The 21,666-nt window shown below is 45.0% G+C and carries 19 protein-coding genes, 2 tRNA genes and 1 rRNA gene; 20 read left to right on the top strand and 2 right to left on the bottom strand.

Going from position 1 to position 21,666, the window contains the following annotated elements:
• Positions 1–133: 133 nt before the first annotated feature.
• Positions 134–205 (bottom strand) — tRNA-Glu (locus tag DFO72_RS26365).
• Between the two features lie 147 nt (positions 206–352).
• Positions 353–426, bottom strand: a tRNA-Met gene (locus DFO72_RS26360).
• Between the two features lie 356 nt (positions 427–782).
• On the opposite strand from DFO72_RS26360, the gene spoIIE reads away from it, so the two are divergent.
• The 20 genes from spoIIE to DFO72_RS26260 form a co-directional block, all read left to right on the top strand.
• Entirely contained in the window at positions 783–3,266 is a 2,484-nt protein-coding gene (gene spoIIE / locus DFO72_RS26355; protein ID WP_113885329.1) for a stage II sporulation protein E, read from the top strand.
• 236 nt (positions 3,267–3,502) lie between these two features.
• Entirely contained in the window at positions 3,503–4,240 is a 738-nt protein-coding gene (locus DFO72_RS26350) for a VWA domain-containing protein (protein ID WP_113885328.1), read from the top strand.
• Positions 4,209–5,186: a protein kinase domain-containing protein gene (locus DFO72_RS26345; RefSeq protein WP_113885327.1), complete on the top strand. Its 978-nt coding sequence runs from the start codon at positions 4,209–4,211 to the stop codon at positions 5,184–5,186. Before DFO72_RS26350 ends, DFO72_RS26345 begins: the two co-directional genes overlap by 32 nt.
• Positions 5,187–5,397: 211 nt before the next feature.
• Entirely contained in the window at positions 5,398–6,786 is a 1,389-nt protein-coding gene (tilS, locus tag DFO72_RS26340) for a tRNA lysidine(34) synthetase TilS (RefSeq protein WP_113885326.1), read from the top strand.
• Between the two features lie 23 nt (positions 6,787–6,809).
• The gene (gene hpt / locus DFO72_RS26335; RefSeq protein ID WP_181782424.1) at positions 6,810–7,355 is read left to right on the top strand and encodes a hypoxanthine phosphoribosyltransferase; all 546 of its coding nucleotides are present in this window, start codon (positions 6,810–6,812) and stop codon (positions 7,353–7,355) included.
• Positions 7,356–7,498: 143 nt separating this feature from the next.
• Positions 7,499–9,490, top strand: coding sequence for an ATP-dependent zinc metalloprotease FtsH (ftsH, locus tag DFO72_RS26330; protein ID WP_113885324.1), 1,992 nt, complete (start codon positions 7,499–7,501; stop codon positions 9,488–9,490).
• A 153-nt stretch (positions 9,491–9,643) separates the two neighbouring features.
• Positions 9,644–10,423, top strand: a complete 780-nt coding sequence (locus DFO72_RS26325; RefSeq protein WP_163145274.1) for a type III pantothenate kinase — start codon at positions 9,644–9,646, stop codon at positions 10,421–10,423.
• A 159-nt stretch (positions 10,424–10,582) separates the two neighbouring features.
• Positions 10,583–11,461 carry an Hsp33 family molecular chaperone HslO gene (gene hslO, locus DFO72_RS26320; RefSeq protein ID WP_113885323.1) on the top strand — a complete coding sequence of 293 codons (879 nt, stop codon included), beginning with the start codon at positions 10,583–10,585 and terminating at the stop codon, positions 11,459–11,461.
• Positions 11,462–11,618: 157 nt separating this feature from the next.
• A complete protein-coding gene (locus DFO72_RS26315; RefSeq protein WP_113885322.1) occupies positions 11,619–12,485 on the top strand; it encodes a peptidyl-prolyl cis-trans isomerase in 867 nt (288 codons plus the stop codon).
• A gap of 195 nt (positions 12,486–12,680) precedes the next feature.
• A complete protein-coding gene (gene cysK / locus DFO72_RS26310) occupies positions 12,681–13,610 on the top strand; it encodes a cysteine synthase A (RefSeq protein ID WP_113885321.1) in 930 nt (309 codons plus the stop codon).
• A gap of 112 nt (positions 13,611–13,722) precedes the next feature.
• Complete coding sequence (gene pabB, locus DFO72_RS26305; protein ID WP_113885320.1) at positions 13,723–15,138, top strand: aminodeoxychorismate synthase, component I; 1,416 nt, start codon at positions 13,723–13,725, stop codon at positions 15,136–15,138.
• Positions 15,135–15,728, top strand: a complete 594-nt coding sequence (pabA, locus tag DFO72_RS26300) for an aminodeoxychorismate/anthranilate synthase component II (protein ID WP_113885319.1) — start codon at positions 15,135–15,137, stop codon at positions 15,726–15,728. Before pabB ends, pabA begins: the two co-directional genes overlap by 4 nt.
• Before the next feature lie 3 nt (positions 15,729–15,731).
• Positions 15,732–16,589 carry an aminodeoxychorismate lyase gene (pabC, locus tag DFO72_RS26295; RefSeq protein WP_113885318.1) on the top strand — a complete coding sequence of 286 codons (858 nt, stop codon included), beginning with the start codon at positions 15,732–15,734 and terminating at the stop codon, positions 16,587–16,589.
• 11 nt (positions 16,590–16,600) lie between these two features.
• Entirely contained in the window at positions 16,601–17,437 is an 837-nt protein-coding gene (gene folP / locus DFO72_RS26290; protein ID WP_113885317.1) for a dihydropteroate synthase, read from the top strand.
• The gene (folB, locus tag DFO72_RS26285; RefSeq protein WP_113885316.1) at positions 17,430–17,792 is read left to right on the top strand and encodes a dihydroneopterin aldolase; all 363 of its coding nucleotides are present in this window, start codon (positions 17,430–17,432) and stop codon (positions 17,790–17,792) included. Before folP ends, folB begins: the two co-directional genes overlap by 8 nt.
• Complete coding sequence (gene folK, locus DFO72_RS26280; RefSeq protein WP_113885315.1) at positions 17,789–18,316, top strand: 2-amino-4-hydroxy-6-hydroxymethyldihydropteridine diphosphokinase; 528 nt, start codon at positions 17,789–17,791, stop codon at positions 18,314–18,316. The genes folB and folK overlap by 4 nt, the downstream gene beginning before the upstream one ends.
• Positions 18,268–18,483, top strand: a complete 216-nt coding sequence (locus DFO72_RS26275) for a helix-turn-helix domain-containing protein (RefSeq protein ID WP_048008796.1) — start codon at positions 18,268–18,270, stop codon at positions 18,481–18,483. The genes folK and DFO72_RS26275 overlap by 49 nt, the downstream gene beginning before the upstream one ends.
• A gap of 37 nt (positions 18,484–18,520) precedes the next feature.
• Positions 18,521–19,522 (top strand): tRNA dihydrouridine synthase DusB, encoded by a 1,002-nt coding sequence (dusB, locus tag DFO72_RS26270; protein ID WP_113885314.1) that lies wholly within the window; start codon positions 18,521–18,523, stop codon positions 19,520–19,522.
• A gap of 209 nt (positions 19,523–19,731) precedes the next feature.
• Positions 19,732–21,222, top strand: a complete 1,491-nt coding sequence (gene lysS / locus DFO72_RS26265; RefSeq protein WP_258549841.1) for a lysine--tRNA ligase — start codon at positions 19,732–19,734, stop codon at positions 21,220–21,222.
• Between the two features lie 365 nt (positions 21,223–21,587).
• Positions 21,588–21,666: ribosomal RNA gene (locus tag DFO72_RS26260) — 16S ribosomal RNA — on the top strand; the annotation flags it as partial.

Genomic DNA, 21,666 nt, shown 5'->3' with positions numbered 1-21,666 from the left:
GAAAAGAGACCGATAAACTGAAAAGTAATTTAAAAAGGTTCATCAATTGCCAGGTTAAAGCTGTTCTGAAAGACGAAGAATCCCTCCAAATCCATCAAAAAAACGCCAGCCTAAGGCTGACGCTCTTTTGAAATGACCCGTACGGGATTCGAACCCGTGTTACCGCCGTGAAAGGGCGGTGTCTTAACCGCTTGACCAACGGGCCGTGGAAGATAACATTCTAAGTTGTCCAGCTTCAGCGCCTGCCCCCTCGAGGTCACAAGCCGCTCCTCCCAAAAAGGTAATAAACACCTTTAATTGAGGATCGTCTTGTGCTTGTCGGGTGTGACCAAGGCGCTTTCGCATTCTGTGATAGCGGCGGAGGGGATCGAACCCCCGACCTCACGGGTATGAACCGTACGCTCTAGCCAGCTGAGCTACACCGCCATAATTTCATAGATTTATAGTTGTGCTCTGAAGCACAAGATTTATAATACAAATTTTTAAAAAGGAAGTCAATAAGATATTTAAAGAAATATGTCGTAAACCTCCCTTGCCTCTTCGTCAATTTCTTCCATGCTTCTCTTTCCGCAGAAAGCTGTCATTCTAAGGGTTTGTTTACTTTTTTTGTCAGAACTAACTGGAACTTCAGGAAGACCAATTTTAAATCTTGTTATCTCTCCCCATATATAGTGGAAAACCGTCGAACGAAAAGCCGGGGCTTGTCCGCTATTTTGACAAACTTCTGGAGCGCTGGATTTTATAATTGTCAGCAACGATAAAAATATGGGGAGTGTAGTTTAATGGAAAAGGTAGAAAGGAATGTAATAGAGCCGATCGTCGGGGAAGTGCCCTTCAACAAACCGAAACTGGATTTTGCCAAAGGCTTAAAAAAACTCCACTCAGGATTGGAGAATTTCTTTCTGAAAAAAGGCTATGTTCTGCTGATCATTGGCTTTTTGCTTGGAAGAGCCTTGATATTGGCGAAGCTTACCCCATTTAGCCTTCCGTTTTTTGCAGCGGTTTACTTCATACGAAGGGATAAGGCGCCCCTGGCTCTAGTGGGGTTAATGGCGGGCGCTGCCACATTGTCCATCTCCAATGCTGTATCTGCTTTTGGAATAACCTTCATCTTTTTATTTGCCTTCCGGGTCTCGAAAAAATGGCTGCATAATGAAATCAGGGCACTGCCTTTTTACGTGTTCTTCACTCTTTTAGGAGGCAAGCTCCTGGAGGCTTTCATTTTGAAGGGCCAGCTGACTTTATATGATGGAATGATGGCCGGTGTTGAGTCAGGCCTTGGTTTCATTCTAACGCTGATTTTTCTGCAGGGGCTGCCGCTGCTTTCGATAAATAAACGCAGACAATCACTGAAAACCGAAGAAATCGTCTGCCTGATCATTATGCTGGCTTCTGTCATGACGGGAACGATCGGCTGGACGGTCTATGATCTTTCGGTCGAGCATATTATGTCTCGCTACCTTGTCCTGCTCTTTGCCTTTGTGGCAGGAGCCACCGTCGGTTCTACAGTAGGGGTGGTAACCGGTCTGATCTTCTCCCTTGCGAATATATCGAGCTTTTATCATATGAGTCTGCTCGCCTTCGCAGGTCTATTAGGCGGTCTTTTAAAAGAAGGGAGGAAGTTCGGTGTGGCATTCGGCCTTCTGATTGCGACACTCCTTATGGGCATGTATGGAGAAGGAAGCGGAAATCTCATGAAAACTCTGTCTGAAACAGGCGCAGCGATTCTCTTATTTTTATTAACACCGCAGGCTTTAACGATGAAATTGGCTAAGCACATCCCGGGAACGCCTGAATATGCCGCTGAGCAGCAGCAATATATGAGAAAAATGCGCGATGTAACAGCACAGCGTGTTGCCCAGTTCTCAAGTGTCTTCCAAGCCCTTTCCAAAAGCTTCTCCTCTCATGATGTGCCTTCTGAATGGGAAGAGGACGGTGACAGGGAAGTGGATTATTTCTTAAGCAATGTAACCGAAAAAACATGCCAGACCTGCTTTAAGAAAGATCATTGCTGGTCAAAGAACTTTAATACAACCTATGACTATATGATGGATATTATGCACGATGTGGACAACAATGAAGGTGCTCTTTCTCCAAAGCTTGCGAGGGAATGGGAAAAGTACTGCACAAGATCGAAAAAAGTGACAGAAGCCGTACAGCAGGAGCTGACTTATTTTAAGGCGAACCAAAAGCTGAAGAAGCAGGTTCAGGAAAGCAGAAGGCTGGTAGCTGATCAGCTGATGGGTGTTTCAGAAGTAATGGGTGATTTTGCGAAGGAAATTCAGCGAGAGAGGGAAAATCATCATAAACAGGAAGAACAGATCCTTGAAGCGCTTCAGGAGTTTGGCATTCATATCGAGCAGGTGGAAATCTACAGCCTGGAACAGGGAAATGTCGACATTGATATGACCATTCCATATTGCCAGGGGCATGGAGAATGCGAAAAGCTAATTGCACCGATGCTATCTGATATTTTGGAAGAAACGATATTAGTAAACTCAGAGGAATGCGCCGCGTTCCCGAATGGATACTGTCATGTCACATTCCGGTCAGCCAAGGCATTCGTGGTTGAAACAGGCGTTGCACATGCTGCGAAGGATGGCGGTTTAGTATCAGGGGACAGCTATTCCACTATCGAGCTGGGATGCGGAAAGTATGCGATTGCCATTAGTGATGGAATGGGCAATGGGGAACGGGCTCATGCGGAAAGCCAGGAAACACTTAAGCTCCTTCAGAAAATTCTTCAGTCAGGGATTGAAGAGCAGGTTGCCATTAAATCAGTCAATTCCGTTCTTTCTTTAAGGACCACAGACGAAATTTTCTCGACCTTGGATTTGGCCATGATTGATCTGCAGAATGCTGATGCGAAATTTTTGAAAATTGGATCAACTCCAAGTTTTGTAAAGCGAGGCCATAAGGTAATGAAAATTCAGGCCAGCAACCTCCCGATGGGCATCATCCAGGAATTTGATGTAGATGTGGTCAGTGAGCAGCTTAAAGCAGGAGATTTGCTGATCATGATGAGTGATGGCGTTTTTGAAGGGCCGAAGCATGTTGAGAACTTTGATTTGTGGATGAAGCGCAAGGTATCCGAGTTAAAGACGGAAGACCCTCAAGAAGTGGCCGATTTAATTATGGAAGAGGTCATCAGGTCAAGGTCCGGGAACATTGAAGATGATATGACGGTGGTTGTGTCAAAGGTCAAACACAATACTCCGAAGTGGACCAGCATCCCCGTACATGCCATTCGCCAAAAGGCGAACTGAGTAATTTGCTCATAGTTAAATAATTCAATAAGGTCTCTAAAGTTAGGTAATTGTCCAGCTCCAGCACCTACCCCCTCGAGGTCTCAAGCTAATCCTCCCAGAAAGGCAATACGCCTTCCCGGGAGACTAGTTTTGTGCTTGTCGGGGGTGAACAAGGTGCTTCCGCATTTCTTAGGTATATTTCCCCTCCTTTCAGTCGAAAATGCTAACAACTCATATGTGGAGGGGAGTTTCAAATGAAAACAGGAACACTGAAGCAAATTTTACTGATAACGGATGGCTGTTCAAATCAGGGTGAAGATCCCGTTGCCATGGCGGCCCTGGCCAAGGAGCAGGGAATAACCGTGAATGTAATCGGAGTCATGGAGCAGGATGTCATTGATGAGCAGGGAATGAATGAAATTGAAGGAATCGCGATGTCAGGAGGCGGAGTCAGTCAGGTTGTCTACTCTCAGCAGCTGTCCCAGACTGTGCAGATGGTGACGAGAAAAGCCATGACCCAGACCCTTCAGGGAGTTGTGAACAAGGAGCTTCAGCAGATCCTGGGCGGCTCAAAAACAATGGAGGACCTTCCGCCTGATCAGCGCGGCGAAGTGATGGAGGTTGTGGATGAACTGGGTGAGACAGTCGAACTTGAAGTGCTGGTTCTCGTGGATACCAGTGCAAGCATGAAGCATAAGCTTCCAACCGTTAAGGAAGCCTTGCTGGATCTTTCTCTAAGTCTTAATGCACGATCTGGTGATAACCGTTTTTCCGTATTCGTATTTCCCGGGAAAAAGAAAGATGTCGAAAAATTGCTGGATTGGACGCCGAATCTTGAAACGCTGACCAGCATTTTCTCGAAATTGACAACAGGAGGGATTACGCCTACAGGTCCGGCCATTCATGAGGCCCTAAACCATTTCAAGAAAAAACGTTCGTTAAGGAGTCTGCTTTCCGGTGATGATGAATCATTCTTTGAAGAGTCAGTGTAAAGTAAACCCTGGTACTGTAATTGAAGGAAAGTGGCACCGAAACCGGTATACCATTATAAAGGAATTAGGGTATGGTGCTAATGGGATTGTTTATCTCGCTAAAAACCAAAATCAGCAGGTTGCTTTGAAAATGAGTGATAACGGGATGTCCATCACGTCTGAAGTGAACGTCCTTAAATCCTTTGCAAAGGTCCAAGGCTCTGCCCTCGGGCCTTCTTTGCTTGATGTGGATGATTGGGATAGAAGGATCGGAAAGGTTTCGTTCTATGTAATGGAATATATACAGGGCCCTGATTTATTGACATTTATCCAGCAAAAAGGATCATCCTGGACCGGTGTTTTAATCGTACAGCTGTTGAACGATCTTGATTCCTTGCATAAAGCTGGCTGGGTTTTCGGTGATTTAAAGCCAGATAATCTGATCGTAACAGGCCCTCCCTCAAAGATACGAACCATTGATGTGGGTGGAACCACCATTCAAGGCAGGGCGATAAAAGAATTTACCGAGTTTTATGATCGCGGCTATTGGGGATTGGGGACCAGAAAGGCTGACCCTGCCTACGATCTCTTTGCTGCAGCCATGATAATAATCAACACAGCATACCCAAAAAGGTTTGCCAAGACAACAGGTGACCTCAAACAGCTCAAAATGATGGTCCGCCAAAAGAAAGAGCTGCTGAAATACGAAGATGTTATTCTAAATGCCCTGCAAGGCCACTATAGATCGGCTGGTGAAATGAGAAATGATATGCTCCAGCTCACTCGTTCAAATTCCGTGCAAAGGAGCACGGGAAACAGGAATGCTGGACAAACAGCCGGTCCTCAGCCTGCCAGCAGGCAAGTGTACAGGCAGAAAAAACAGAAAGGGAGCATCTTTGAAACCCTGCTGATTACCTTTATCGTGACACTTCTTTATTTCTTATATATTTATGGGCAGCTGCTTTAAATTTGAGAAAAATGAAACTTTCTTCGCCCTGATCCGTATAGTAAGCTTAATCCCTTTTGATATTTACCCTTTATAAATGATATGCTTTTCTATATGAAGGATTACGCTGCCCTTTGCAGGGGTAGTATAAAGTGAAACTTCAATATAGAGGGTGATTTTCTCCTCTGATTGTCAGCGATAAATATATTTCTATCGGATAAGGAAGAAGCGTATGCTCCAAGAGAAAGTAAGTGCTTTCCTTAAGAAAAAGGGACTGGATTTAAATAATAAGAAAATAGTAGTCGGTGTATCGGGAGGACCGGATTCAATCGCCCTGCTCCATTATTTTTGGAACCAGAGACAGCAGCTTCAAATTGAACTTATCGCCGCCCATGTCGATCATATGTTTAGAGGCGAAGAATCTTTTCAGGACGCCATGTTTGTGAAGGATTACTGCAGAAGAAAGGCCATTCCATTTGAAATGGAAAGAGTGAATGTACCTGAATATATGGAGAAATCCGGGAAGAGTTCCCAGACAGCTGCAAGGGATTGCCGCTACAGCTTCTATCAAAGAACCGCCAAGAAATATGGGGCAGAGTACATAGCCCTTGGACATCATGGCGATGATCAGGTTGAAACCATATTAATGCGGCTCACAAGGGGAAGCACCGGCAGCGCAAGAGCAGGAATTCCCTTCAAGCGAACATTTGGCGATTATTTTATCATCCGCCCTTTCCTATGCTTGAATAGAGCCGAAATCGAAGGCTACTGCCTGAAAGAACGCCTGAACCCCCGGCGGGATCCAAGCAATGAAAAAGGGATATACAGCCGCAACCGATTCAGACAGGAAGTGCTCCCATTCCTGAGAAAAGAAAACCCTCAGGTCCATGAGCATTTTCAAAGATTCAGTGAAGATTTGCAAAGTGATGAAGCATATCTGCAGGAATTAACCGTCCACAAAATGAATACAGTAATGAAAAAGAAGACCAATGAGGAAATTAGTATGGATATCGATGCTTTCGAGGCAATGCCAATGCCTTTACAAAGGAGAGGGATTCAACTAATATTAAACTATCTTTATAAGGAAAGGCCGGCATCGTTATCGGCATCTCATATTGAGAGCATTTTTTCCTTAATGAAAAGTCCTCATCCATCGGGAAATTTAGATTTTCCAGGCGGTTTACATATTGTACGCTCCTACCGGCAATGCCACTTCTTATTCCCGAAGGAACCTGTACAATCCTATCGATATGAAATCTTCGAACCTGCAAGCATTAAACTCCCAAACAGCGGATCAATTATCCTTGAATATGCTGACTGTTCTGATGGAATTCTAAACAATGATACCCTGGTATTAGACAGGGAGGGTGTTTCTTTTCCAATCATTATCAGGACTAGAGAAAAGGGAGACCGCATGACGCTTAAAGGAATGCAGGGGTCCCGAAAGATAAAGGACATTTTCATTGATCATAAAGTACCGCTGCATGATCGGAAAACCTGGCCAATTGTGACAGATGCACAAGGCAGGATCCTGTGGGTGCCTGGTTTGAAGAAATCACATGATGATAGGCAGCAGCAATCTTGTACCAGCTATATTATTTTAAAATACATAAAGCAATGATCTTCTAGGGGGCACAATAAATGATGAAAAATGATATTGAAAAAGTACTGATTTCGGAAGAGGAGCTGCAGGATAAGGTAAAGTCACTTGCTGCTGAACTTACTGAAGAATACCAGGATCGATTCCCGCTTGCCATTGGGGTGTTAAAAGGGGCAATGCCTTTTATGAGCGACCTTTTAAAGCGTGTGGATACATATCTTGAGATGGATTTCATGGATGTATCAAGCTATGGGAATGCAATGGTTTCTTCAGGAGAAGTGAAAATTCTGAAAGACCTTGATACTTCTGTGGAAGGCAGAGATATTCTGATCATTGAGGATATCATCGACAGCGGCTTGACACTCAGCTATCTTGTTGAGCTGTTCCGTTACAGAAAAGCGAAAAGCATTAAGATTGTAACACTGCTTGACAAGCCAACAGGAAGAAAGGCTGATATCAAAGCTGATTATGTAGGATTTATTGTTCCTGATGAATTCGTAGTCGGCTACGGCCTTGATTACGCGGAAAAGTACCGCAATCTTCCATATATTGGAGTCCTGAAGCCGGAAGTATACAGCAATAACGATTAAGGAAATCCTAAGCAATGACCTTGAATTAAAGCCCTTTACTGAAACAAGAATCACCCGGTTTTAAGAAGTCTAATTCCTTGTATTGGCACGATTTTCTATGATACTATACACTATAGTTTGTTTACCGTGGGAGGAGGTAAGGGATGAATCGGATCTTCCGGAATACCATCTTTTATTTATTGATATTTTTAGTCATTATTGGAGTTGTCAGCTTCTTTAACGGCAACAATGAACCAACGGAGCACATCTCTTATAATAAATTTGTTGATCACTTGGAAAGCGGCGATATTACGTCCATTTCCCTTCAGCCTGAGAGAGGTGTATTTGAAGTACGGGGTCAGCTTGAAGGATATGAGGAAGGCAAATACTTCCTGACTTATATCATGAACAATGATAATATCCTTGACCGTGTGGATCAATTAGCCCAGTCTTCAGATGTAGAAGTCATGCCGGCTAAGGAAACAAGCGGATGGGTGACATTCTTTACGTCAATCATTCCTTTCATCATCATCTTCATACTATTCTTCTTCCTGCTGAACCAGGCGCAGGGCGGAGGCAGCCGTGTGATGAACTTCGGCAAAAGCAAAGCCAAGCTTTATGATGAAAGCAAAAAGAAAGTGCGCTTTAAAGATGTTGCAGGCGCCGATGAAGAAAAGCAGGAGCTTGTTGAGGTCGTTGAGTTCCTTAAAGACCCGCGCAAATTTGCTGAATTGGGAGCAAGAATTCCCAAAGGGGTTCTTCTTGTAGGACCTCCAGGAACAGGTAAAACCTTGCTTGCACGGGCAGCAGCCGGTGAAGCGGGCGTTCCGTTCTTCTCTATAAGCGGTTCTGATTTCGTTGAAATGTTCGTAGGTGTGGGTGCTTCCCGTGTCCGTGATTTATTCGAAAATGCGAAAAAGAACGCACCATGTATTATTTTTATCGATGAAATCGATGCTGTAGGGCGCCAGCGTGGTGCCGGCCTAGGCGGCGGACATGATGAACGCGAGCAGACCCTTAACCAGCTTCTAGTTGAAATGGATGGATTTGGAGCAAACGAAGGAATTATCATCGTTGCTGCCACTAACCGTCCGGATATTCTTGACCCGGCATTATTGCGTCCGGGACGTTTTGACAGACAGATTACAGTTGACCGCCCGGATGTAACAGGTCGTGAAGCTGTACTTAAAGTACACGCACGCAATAAACCTCTTGATGAGAGTGTCAACCTAAAGGCTATTGCACAGCGTACACCTGGTTTCTCAGGAGCAGACTTAGAAAACTTATTGAATGAGGCGGCCCTTGTCGCAGCCCGTCGAAATAAGAAAAAGATAGATATGACAGATTTAGATGAAGCATCAGACCGTGTAATTGCCGGTCCCGCTAAGAAAAGCCGTGTTATTTCTAAGAAGGAAAGAAACATCGTTGCTTTCCATGAAGCAGGTCATACAGTCATCGGTTTAGTGCTTGATGAAGCAGAAATGGTTCATAAGGTTACAATCGTGCCGCGCGGCCAGGCCGGAGGATATGCAGTTATGCTTCCGAAAGAAGACCGCTACTTCCAGACGAAACCTGAGCTTCTCGACAAAATTGTCGGATTGCTTGGCGGACGTGTGGCTGAAGAAATTGTCTTCGGTGAAGTAAGCACGGGTGCCCATAATGACTTCCAGCGTGCGACAGGCATTGCCCGCCGCATGGTAACCGAATTCGGAATGAGCGATAAGCTTGGACCATTGCAGTTCGGACAGTCTCAGGGCGGCCAGGTATTCCTTGGACGTGACTTCCATAATGAACAGAACTATTCAGATGCAATCGCATATGAAATCGATCTTGAGATCCAGCGCATTATCAAGGAATCATATGAAAGAGCAAGAAAGCTCTTAACAGAAAACCGTGATAAGCTGAATCTGATCGCCAATACATTGCTTGAAGTTGAAACGCTTGATGCGGAACAAATCAAGCACTTATCAGAACATGGCAGACTGCCTGACCGTTCAGTGACTTCCATTTCAACGGATGAAGATGTTAAAGTAAACATCAGCATCAAGAAAGAGGATCCTGCTGAAACAGGCGAAATCCCTGAAACAAGGGAAGGCTCAAGCCCTGCAGAAGCTGACGTGCCTCCTGCCATCGACGAAGAACGCAAAGACAAATAATAATCGAAAAGCGCCTCCAGGGGCGCTTTTTTTTGCCGGAAAATATCAATTCCAAGATTGACCGGAATTTTCGATTACACGAAACAACAGCAGTTGTGATATGATGTTTTCAGTGAAAAAAGCGTTTTAAATAATCATAAAGTGGTGAGAATGTTGATCTTTGTTTTCGACGTAGGGAATACGAATATCGTTCTGGGTGTCTATGACCAAGATGAATTAAAGCATCATTGGCGAATTGAAACCAACCGGAATAAAACAGAAGATGAATATGGAATGATTGTGAAGTCTCTGTTTGAGCATGAGAATCTTTCCTTTTCAGATATAGATGGCATTATCATTTCCTCAGTGGTGCCGCCAATCATGTTTTCGCTTGAAAGAATGTGCCAGAAATATTTCCATGTGAAGCCTCTTGTTGTAGGTCCTGGCATCAAGACAGGCTTAAACATCAAGTATGATAACCCGAGAGAAGTGGGAGCAGACCGCATCGTCAATGCTATAGCGGCCATTCATGAATATGGAAGCCCGTTAGTTATTGTCGATTTTGGGACAGCCACTACCTATTGCTATATCAATGAAAATAAACAATATATGGGCGGCGCCATTGCCCCGGGAATCGGGATTTCAACAGAGGCTCTTTATTCCCGTGCAGCGAAGCTTCCACGAATAGAAATTGCACGTCCTGATCATATTGTCGGAAAAAATACTGTATCTGCCATGCAGGCGGGAATTCTTTATGGTTACGTCGGCCAGGTGGAAGGTATAGTAAAAAGAATGAAAGATCAGGCAGATGAAAAGCCGACTGTCATTGCCACGGGAGGCCTTGCGGGGCTCATCGCTCAAGAGTCGGATATCATCGATGTTGTGGATCCATTTTTAACTTTAAAGGGCCTGCAGATTATTTATAAACGAAATATGGAGAACATAAAAAAATAGTAAGCTTAAAAAGCTGCTGCCATTAAATCAGTTTCTCTGGAAGATAACAAGGATTTAAACTTTTTGAACTTCGAAAATTGTCTAGCGCAAGCAGCCTGCCCCCTTGAGAGTGTCGGGGGTGGGCAAGGCGCTTGCGTTTTTCGTGGAAAGGAGCAAAAAATGAGCGATTATCTAGTAAAAGCACTTGCATATGATGGACAAGTCCGTGCCTATGCATCCCGCACCACCGAAACAGTTGGAGAGGGCCAGCGCAGACATTATACATGGCCAACCGCGTCAGCTGCTTTAGGTAGAGCCATGACGGCAGGCGTGATGATGGGTGCCATGCTGAAGGGCGATAACAAACTGACAATCAAAATCGAAGGCGGCGGCCCAATTGGCGCCATTTTGGTAGACAGCAATGCAAATGGAGAGGTTCGCGGATATGTAACAAACCCGCAAACGCACTTCGACCTTAATGAGCAGGGCAAGCTTGACGTGCGCCGTGCGGTCGGCACTGAAGGGACCCTGACGGTCGTGAAGGACATTGGAATGAGAGAACACTTTACAGGACAAGTTCCGCTGATTTCTGGAGAACTTGGAGATGATTTCACCTATTACTTTGTTACTTCTGAACAGGTGCCTTCTTCCGTTGGAGTGGGTGTTCTTGTTAATCCGGACAATTCCATTCTTGCTGCTGGGGGATTCATTCTGCAGCTTATGCCGGGAACCGATGAAGAGACCATTACATTAATTGAAAACAGACTGAAAGAAATTCCGCCTGTATCCAAATTGATCCAGCAGGGCTTAACGCCTGAAGAGCTATTGGAAACGATTCTTGGCAAAGATAATGTGAAGTTCCTTGAGAAGCTTCCAGTATCCTTCACTTGCACATGTTCAAAAGAGCGTTTTGCCAATGCGATTATCAGCCTCGGTGAAGACGAAATCCAGCAGATGATCGATGAAGACGGCCAGGCTGAAGCTTCCTGCCACTTCTGCAACGAGAAATATCATTATACAAAAGAAGAACTGGAAGAATTAAAAAACGAAGTAAAGTGATAAAATAAGCGTTTGCCGGTCTCCTAAAGGTCTGCCCTTTAGGCCGGGGCCAAACGCTTTTGTTTTTTGAACATATAGAAATGTCCAGCTTCAGTGCCTGCCCCCTCGAGTGTCGGGGAGGGACAGGTGCTTGCGCTTTTCTTAGGGGGAGGAGCACTTGGAAAAGAGACAGCTTTTAATGATCATTGGCGGTTTAGTGTTGCTGAATCTTATCACATTGGCCTTTTTGCTTTTTAAAAGCGATGGCAGCGGGGAAGCAGTAGCCAAAATCGGCGGAGAAAAGATCACTCGCCAGGAATGGATGAGTGAGATGGAAACGAAGTACGGAAAAAGCACCTTAAGCGAATTAATTGATCAGAAGGTCATTGAAGAAGCCGGGGAAAAATACGGGGTGAAAATCTCTGATAAGGCAGTAGATCTTGAGCTAAAAATGGTCAAGACGATGTATGGCGGCAATTTCACTGATGAGATGAGTGAAGACAAATGGCGCAGGCAAATCAAGAACAATCTTATTCTTGAAGAGCTGCTGACGGCTGATGTCTCTGTCTCAGAAGAGGAAATGAAGAGCTATTATGAAGAAAACAGCAGTCAATTTCATGTTCCTGACACCTATCACATCTCTCAAATCATTGTAAAAACAAAAGAAGAAGCAGAACAGACAGTGAAGGAGCTGGAAGAAGGCTCCAGCTTCTCTGTGCTGGCGATGGAGCGATCCATTGATGAATTCACTGCCAACCTTGGGGGAAATGCAGGGTACGTCAGTGAAGATGATGAGCACATACCGGCAGAAGTACTGGAACAGGTCAAAGACCTGAAGCCCGGCAAATGGACTAAACCGGTTAAAACAGAAGATGGCTATGCTGTTGTCATGCTTCATGAGCATTTAAAGGGAGAAAAGTATTCCTTTAAAGAGGTGAAGAACATGATTCGCCGCCAGATAGCTCTTGAGCAGATGGATGTTCCTGTCTCTGCCAAGCCATTTTGGAAAGAGACGGATGTGGAATGGTTTTACGGTGAGCAGTAAATATAAAAACACGGAGCGAATTCCGTGTTTTTTTCTGGATAAATTGAGTATCATGAATAGAGATGGGTACTTATCTATAATGACAAAAGTATGAATTTTCTTTTAAATGGCAGTCAAATTCATTGACATTCCCATTGGAAATTGGTAAATTTAGATTAAACCAATAAAAATAGTCGGAAATAAGGAGTGGGGAAAATGGTACGTGTAGCAAATTCAATTTCAGATCTTGTTGGCCATACGCCAATTGTGAAACTAAACCGTCTAGTTGATGATAATAGCGCAGATGTTTATCTAAAATTGGAGTACATGAATCCGGGGAGCAGCGTAAAAGACCGTATTGCCCTGGCAATGATTACGGCTGCAGAGAAAGATGGAAGTCTTAAACCAGGTGATACCATCATTGAACCGACAAGCGGAAATACAGGAATTGGATTAGCGATGATTGCCGCAGCCAAAGGCTATAAAGCCGTTCTTGTGATGCCGGAGACAATGAGTATGGAGCGCCGCAATCTGCTGCGTGCTTACGGGGCTGACCTTGTCCTCACACCTGGACCGGAAGGAATGGGCGGTGCGATCCGCAAGGCGCAGGAGCTGGCAAAGGAACATGGCTATTTCGTTCCTCAGCAGTTTGAAAACCCTGCGAACCCTGAAGTTCACCGTTTAACAACTGGACCTGAAATTACAGAGCAAATGGGCGACCAGCTGGATGCCTTCATTTCCGGAATCGGAACAGGCGGAACCATTACAGGAGCCGGCCAGGTGCTTAAAGAAAAATATAAAAACATCAAAATTTACGCAGTGGAGCCAACTGATTCACCTGTCCTATCAGGCGGAAAGCCGGGCCCGCATAAAATCCAGGGCATTGGAGCGGGGTTTGTACCGGATACACTGGATACAAAGATTTATGATGAAGTGATTCAAATTACAAACGATGAGGCATTTGATTATGCCCGCCGCGCGGCTAAGGAAGAAGGAATCCTAGGAGGCATTTCCTCTGGTGCGGCGATCAGTGCGGCACTGAAGGTCGCTAAAGAGCTTGGCAAGGGCAAAAAAGTTCTGGCCATTCTCCCTAGTAACGGCGAACGTTATTTAAGTACTCCTTTATACCAATTTGAAGCTGAATAATTGATAAGACAGCGGTCTCTGATGGCCGCTGTTTTTTGTGTAATAAAAATTATGAATGCATGCCCCGTATCATGTATGATGAAAAAAGAGAAATATATAGGGGTGACTTTTAGTGAAGCATCTTCAGATCCATGCAAAAAAAATACCATATACATATAACCGGTTTTTCCGCACATACCGCTCGCTGTCTGAGGGATTGCCGCATCATGTTTTACTTGAAAGCGGACGGGGCGGCAGATACAGCATTGCAGCTTTTGAGCCGGAAGCCATTTTAACAGGCAAAAATTCACAGCTTGAAATAACCGCAGACGGGGAAAAGCAGGTGCTCGAAGGCAACCCCCTTCACCTGCTGCAGGAATGGCTGAATCAATATAATGCAGATAAGCTTGAAGAACTTCCTGACTTTCAGGGAGGTGCAATCGGGTTCATCAGCTATGACTATGCACGATATATCGAAAAGCTTCCAGATGAAGCCCGGGATGATCTTCAAATACCTGATATCCACTTTTTTATTTATAAAGATTGCTTTGTCTTTGATCATGAAACGGAACAGCTCTGGCTTCTATTCTTATATGAAAAAGGGGTAGAGCACTCGATCGAGGAACGGGCAGATAATTGGGAGCAGAGATGGAAGAATGAGAGCGGAGAGCCTTCTAAGAAAGCGGGGTGCAGTCCGGCAGAACAAACACTTGGTGTATCCATGGACGAAGAAGAATTCCAGTCTGCTGTCCGAAGTGTTCAGGATTACATTTCACAGGGAGATGTCTTTCAGGTGAATCTCTCGGTACGACAAAGCCGCCCGATGCATATTCAGGCTATGGATGTATACGAGCAGCTGAGGGTGTTAAATCCGTCTCCATACATGGGGTATTTCCACACACCTTCATACCAGCTTGTGAGCGCATCGCCTGAGCTGCTGATTAAGAAAAAAGGAAACACCGTCAGCACGCGGCCGATTGCCGGGACAAGATCCAGGGGGAAGGATCATGAGGAGGACCTCAAGCTCGCCAGTGAACTGATTGAAAATGAGAAAGAGCGTGCAGAGCACGTAATGCTGGTTGACCTGGAGAGAAATGACCTGGGAAGAGTCTGCGAATATGGGACAGTTGAAGTGGATGAGTTCATGGTAATTGAAAAATACTCACATGTGATGCATATCGTTTCCAATGTAAAAGGCGAGCTGGCAGAAGGCAAAAATGCAGTTGATATCATCGACGCTGTATTTCCCGGGGGAACGATTACGGGTGCCCCTAAGGTGCGCACCATGGAGATTATTGAAGAGCTTGAACCGGTCACAAGGGGACCATACACCGGCTCTCTTGGCTGGATCAATTTCAGCGGTGATCTTGAGCTGAATATCATCATCCGCACCATGCTCGTGAAAGATGGACAGGCCCATGTGCAGGCAGGTGCAGGCATCGTCATTGACTCCAATCCGAAAAATGAATACAAAGAGTCACTGAAAAAGGCAATTGCTCTTTGGAAAGCAAAAGAACTCGCAGAACAGGCAAAAGGGGATCAGCTATGATTTATATGATCGATAATTACGATTCTTTTACGTATAATCTCGTACAGTATCTCGGTGAATTAGGCGAAGTGCTGGTTGTCAAAAGAAACGATGAAACATCGATTTCTGAAATAGGCAGTATGCAGCCGAAGTTCCTGATGATCTCTCCGGGGCCGTGCAGCCCGAATGAAGCAGGCATCAGCCTGAAAGCCATTGAAGCTTTTGCAGGCAAAATCCCGGTCTTTGGCGTTTGTCTGGGACATCAGTCAATTGCTCAAGTATTCGGAGGCGATGTGGTGCAGGCAGAGCGTCTGATGCATGGAAAAACCTCTGACATTTTTCATGATGGAAAGTCTATATTTAAAGACCTGCCCAACCCTTTTCCTGCTACCCGCTACCATTCGCTGATTGTCAAAAAGGAAACACTTCCGGAATGTCTTGAGGTTTCAGCATGGACAGCTGAGGGAGAGATTATGGCCATTCGCCATAAGGAATTGCCTGTAGAAGGTGTCCAATTCCATCCGGAGTCAATTATGACCACGGCCGGAAAGGAACTCCTTCAGAATTTTATTCAGCATTACAAAGCTTCACTGCAGGCAGAGGGGCTGTAAACCTTGTATATTTATATGAATGGGGAAATTGTCAGGAAAGAGGAGGCCAGGATCTCTCCTTTTGATCATGGCTTTTTATATGGAATGGGGCTGTTTGAGACGTTCCGTGTCTATAATGGGCATCCCTTTTTATTGGACGATCATCTGGAGAGGCTGAACCGAAGCCTTAAAGCGATAAATATCGAAGCATTTTATACCAGGGAACAGGTGCTCGCAGCGCTGGATATGCTGCTCGGAAAAAACGGATACCATAATGCCTATATCCGGATGAATGTGTCAGCGGGTAACGGGGAGATAGGCCTGCAGACAGCATCGTACCTTAACTCGAATACGATCATTTTCTGCAAACCGCTCCCGCCAAGAAGTGCAAGCGCAGAAAAGCAGGCAGTGATACTTGAGATTCCCCGCAATACACCTGAAGGGGCAGAACGCCTGAAGTCCCATCATTATCTAAATAACATTCTGGCCAAAAAGGAAGCGGGGGACGATCCTGGCGTAGAAGGGATCTTTTTGACCAGGGAAGGCTATCTGGCAGAAGGGATCACGTCGAACTTATTCTGGATTCGTGATCGCCATTTATTTACCCCGTCTCTTCATACTGGCATACTAAACGGCATTACCCGGGAATTTGTAATCAGGCTTGCCGGAAAGCTGGGGATGAATGTGCAGGAAGGCCTGTACAGACCAGAAGCTGTAAGAGATGCGGATGAAGTTTTTGTCACGAACTCCATCCAGGAAATTGTGCCAATCTCCTCGTTTGACGGCCATACAATGCCAGGGTTATCCGGGAAGAAAACATCGGAACTCCAGAAGCACTATGAAAACTGCTGTGAACACTTTTGGAGCAGGAATGAACTGTAGGAGGGTTCGTAATGTCTAAAACAACAATTGAGTGTGGACCATATACGCTAGATTACGGGAAGAAAACCATTGTAATGGGAATTTTAAATGCAACGCCTGACTCCTTTTCGGATGGCGGCAAATACAGTCATCAGGATCTGGCCGTCAAGCATGCTTTGGAGATGGTTGAAAACGGAGCAGATATCATCGATGTCGGCGGAGAGTCAACCCGTCCGGGATTCGATCCGGTACCTGCAGACGAAGAGCTGAGACGTGTTCTTCCTGTTATCGAGGCAATTTCAAAAGAAGTGGATGTTCCGATATCCATTGATACCTATAAAGCCGAGGTCGCCAGGCAGGCCATTGAAGCCGGGGCCCATATCATCAATGATGTATGGGGAGCCAAAGCGGATCCTGAAATGGCATCAACCGCAGCGGAAACGGGAGCGCCGATCATCTTAATGCATAACCGCAAGGATATGGAATACACATCCTTTTTCCGCGATGTTATGAATGACCTGTACGAAAGCATTGCGCTTGTTAAGTCTGCGGGTGTTAAGGACGAGAATATTATCCTTGACCCGGGCATCGGCTTTGCTAAGAACTTGAACTATAATCTGGAAATGATGAGGGATTTGGACAAGCTTGTGGCCATCGGGTATCCTGTGCTGCTTGGCACATCGAAGAAGCGGATGATCGGAACCATTCTGGACCTTCCGGTTGAGGAGCGGACAGAAGGAACGGGAGCGACGGTTTGCTACGGCATCCAAAAGGGCTGCCAGATGATCCGCATTCATGATGTAAAGGAAATGAGCCGAATGGCTAAAATGATGGACGCTTTAATGGGAAAAGGTGAATACAATGGATAAAATTTATGTGAACCGAATGGAGTTTTATGGCTACCATGGTGTTTTTCCGGAAGAAACACACCTTGGCCAGCGCTTTGCTGTAGACCTTACTGTCGAAGCAGACCTGAAAAAGGCGGGGGAAACCGATAATCTTGATGACTCCATCAACTATGGCGAGCTGTATGCAGTGTGCAAAGAGGTTGTGGAAGGGGAGCCCTATAAGCTGGTTGAGGCTGTAGCAGAAAAGCTGGCAGCAGAACTACTTTCCCGGTTCCCGCTTATTTTGCAGCTGACGGTCAAAGTGATCAAGCCTGATCCGCCTATTCCCGGCCACTATCAGTCAGTAGCCGTCGAGATTACGAGAGGCAGATCATGAGGAACACCGCTTTTATTGCGCTTGGCTCAAATATCGGAAGCCGGTTTGACCACTTGAAGAAAGCAGTTGAGATGATTGATCAGCTTCCGCAAACCCAAGTGGTAAATACTTCATCTGTTTATGAAACGGATCCGGTCGGTTATGAAGATCAAGAACAATTTCTGAATATGGCAATCCAAATTTCTACCGGCTTAGATCCTTTTGAATTGCTGGATGCGTGCCTTGATATCGAATTAGAACTTGGGAGAAAAAGGGAAATCCATTGGGGCCCGAGGACAATAGACCTTGACATTTTGCTGTATAGTCACGAAAATATTGAAACAGAGAAGCTAATAGTTCCTCATCCTCGGATGCATGAAAGAGCGTTTGTCCTTGTTCCTCTTTTAGAGGTTGATTCCAGCATCAGGCTTCCGAAGATGGAGCGGCCTTTAATTTCAATACTGGAAGATATACCTGACAGAGAGGGAGTACGGATATGGAAGCAGAAAAATGGGGAAGACGTATTCGCGCTTTTCGAAAGCTAAAAGGATTTACACAAGAAGGATTTGCAAGAGAGCTCGGTGTATCGGTTTCAATTTTAGGTGAAATTGAAAGAGGAAACCGCATGCCTGCACCGGCTTTAATCGAGCAGATCGCTCAGGCGCTTAAAGTGACACAGGAAGAATTGGCTCCCAGACAGGAGCAGGATTAATATATAAGTTTGAATAATTACAGAGGGAGGTGCAATTATGTTTAAAATAGGTGATATCGAGCTGAAAAACCGTGTGGTACTGGCTCCAATGGCCGGAGTATGCAATTCCGCTTTCCGTCTGACTGTGAAAGAATTCGGTGCCGGTCTTGTATGTGCTGAGATGGTCAGCGACAAAGGCATTGTCCTCCAGAACGAAAAGACAATGAACATGCTTTATATTGATGAGAGAGAAAACCCGCTAAGCCTGCAGATTTTCGGAGGCAAAAAAGAGACGCTTGTAGAAGCGGCGAAATTTGTAGATCAAAATACGAATGCGGATATCATCGACATTAACATGGGCTGCCCTGTCCCTAAAATCACCAAATGTGATGCGGGTGCCAAGTGGCTGCTTGACCCGGATAAAATTTATGAAATGGTTTCTGCTGTAACAGCCGCTGTTGAAAAGCCGGTTACCGTAAAAATGCGGATGGGCTGGGATGAAGATCACATCTACGCTGTTAAAAACGCTCAGGCGGTTGAGCGCGCAGGGGGCAAAGCTGTAGCCCTTCACGGCCGGACGCGCGTCCAGATGTATGAAGGACAAGCGAACTGGGATATTATCCGCGAAGTAAAGCAGAACATTAACATTCCGCTAATCGGAAATGGTGATGTGGAAACACCTCAGGATGCCAAGCGCATGCTGGATGAAACAGGCTGTGACGGTGTCATGATCGGACGGGCTGCACTGGGGAACCCATGGATGATTTACCGTACAGTCAAATACCTTGAGACGGGTGAATTAATGGGCGAGCCTTCTGTACGAGAGAAGATGGATGTGTGCATCCTCCATTTGGACCGCCTGATTTCATTAAAGGGTGAACATATCGCTGTACTCGAAATGCGAAAGCATGCTGCATGGTACCTGAAAGGAATCCGCGGCAATGCGAAGGTCCGCAATGGAATCAATGAATCCAATACAAGAGAAGAATTGGTGAGCGTTCTTAACGCTCTTGTCATTGATGCAGAAGAAAAAGAAAGAAGTCAGATACAGGCTGTATAACTGCGTAAAGTTTGACAGGCTGACATTCTTTGCCTATAATACTTTTGATAAAAGGAAACTGCCAGTGCATGAACTGGCAGTTTTTATTCTATTTAACTATTTAGGATGTCTGATTTGCCAGCATTGTGTAAAATAATAGAGATATACATTTTTGAAGGACCGCAGATTTGTGCGTACATAAAAAGATTTACAAAATGGAGATGATTTCAGTGAGCCAGAGTCATGAAGAATTAAATGACCAGTTGAAAGTAAGACGCGAGAAAATGAGCAGCTTGCGCGAACAGGGAATGGATCCTTTCGGGAAACGTTTCGACCGTTCACACCAAAGCAATGAATTAATTGAGCAATACGGTGAGCTTGAGAAGGAAGAAATTGAGGAAAAGGATATTTCTGTTACACTGGCAGGCCGCATTATGACGAAGCGCGGAAAAGGGAAAGCCGGATTCGCCCATGTACAGGATTTATCAGGGCAAATTCAAATCTATGTCCGCAAAGATGCTGTTGGAGAAGAAAGCTACTCCATCTTCGAAACTGCTGACCTGGGAGATATTGTCGGGATCAGCGGCAAGCTCTTTAAAACAAAAGTAGGCGAACTGTCTGTTAAAGCGGAGGAATTTGTGCTTCTGACTAAATCCCTTCGTCCGCTGCCGGATAAGTTCCACGGGCTGAAGGACGTTGAGCAGCGCTACCGTCAGCGTTACCTGGATCTCATTATGAGTGAGGAAAGCAAAAAGACTTTTGTCACGAGAAGCCGCATTATCCAATCCATGCGCCGCTATCTTGACAGCCATGGCTACCTTGAAGTTGAAACACCTATGATGCATTCCATTGCAGGGGGAGCATCTGCACGTCCATTTATCACTCATCATAATGCGCTGGATATGGAACTCTATATGCGTATCGCGATTGAGCTTCATCTGAAGCGTCTGATTGTGGGCGGCCTTGAAAAGGTATATGAAATTGGCCGGGTATTCCGTAATGAAGGTGTTTCTACACGGCACAATCCTGAATTCACTATGATTGAATTATACGAAGCATATGCTGACTATAAAGATATCATGAGCCTGACTGAAAACCTTATTGCCCATATCGCTCAAGAGGTGCTTGGAACAACTACTGTGCAATACGGCGAGTACGAAGTGGATTTAAAGCCTGAATGGAAAAGGCTTCATATGGTAGATGCCATTAAGGAATACACTGGGGTAGACTTCTGGAAAGAAACAAGTAAGGAAGAAGCCCAGCAGCTTGCGAAGGAGCATGGTGTTGAAATCAAAGACAATATGGAATATGGTCATATTGTTAATGAATTCTTCGAGCAAAAGGTTGAAGAGAAATTAATTCAGCCGACTTTCATCTATGGACATCCTGTTGAAATCTCGCCGCTTGCGAAGAAAAACGACGAAGACCCGCGCTTTACTGATCGTTTTGAATTATTTATTGTAGCACGTGAACATGCAAATGCCTTCACTGAGCTGAATGATCCAATTGATCAGCGCGAACGCTTTGAAGCACAGCTGAAAGAACGTGAAGAGGGCAATGATGAAGCTCATATGATGGATGATGATTTTATTGAGGCTCTTGAATACGGCATGCCGCCAACAGGCGGACTGGGCATCGGAATCGATCGAGTTGTCATGCTGCTGACAAATTCACCTTCTATTAGAGATGTACTATTATTCCCGCTAATGCGTCACCGTTAAAATTTTATAAAACAAGGCAGAGTACAATGCGTGCTCTGTCTTTTTTCTTTTATAGAAGGAATATAAATAATGCGATTACCGGGGCAGAATAATGGGAATATTTTTTCTTTCCTTTTTACGTATAAAAAAGATAAAAACATATTGCATGTTGTCCTGTGAGGTGATATATTTATATTCGTTGCTGCAAGACAGCGACTTACAAAAAAAGATTTTAAAAAAAAGTTATTGACTCAGATAGTTGAATCTGATAAGATAATAAAGTCGCTCTTGAGCGGCGGATTGATCTTTGAAAACTGAACGAACAATACGTCAACGTTTAAATCATTAGTCTTTTTCGAAAAGACAAAACGAGCTTAATCAACTCTTATATGGAGAGTTTGATCCTGGCTCAGGACGAACGCTGGCGGCGTGCCTAATACATGCAAGTCGAGCGGACAGATGGGA

This window comes from Cytobacillus oceanisediminis, from assembly GCF_004366035.1.
Lineage (GTDB): Bacteria > Bacillota > Bacilli > Bacillales > Cytobacillaceae > Cytobacillus > Cytobacillus oceanisediminis_C.
This window is presented reverse-complemented; position numbering and strand designations above follow the sequence as displayed.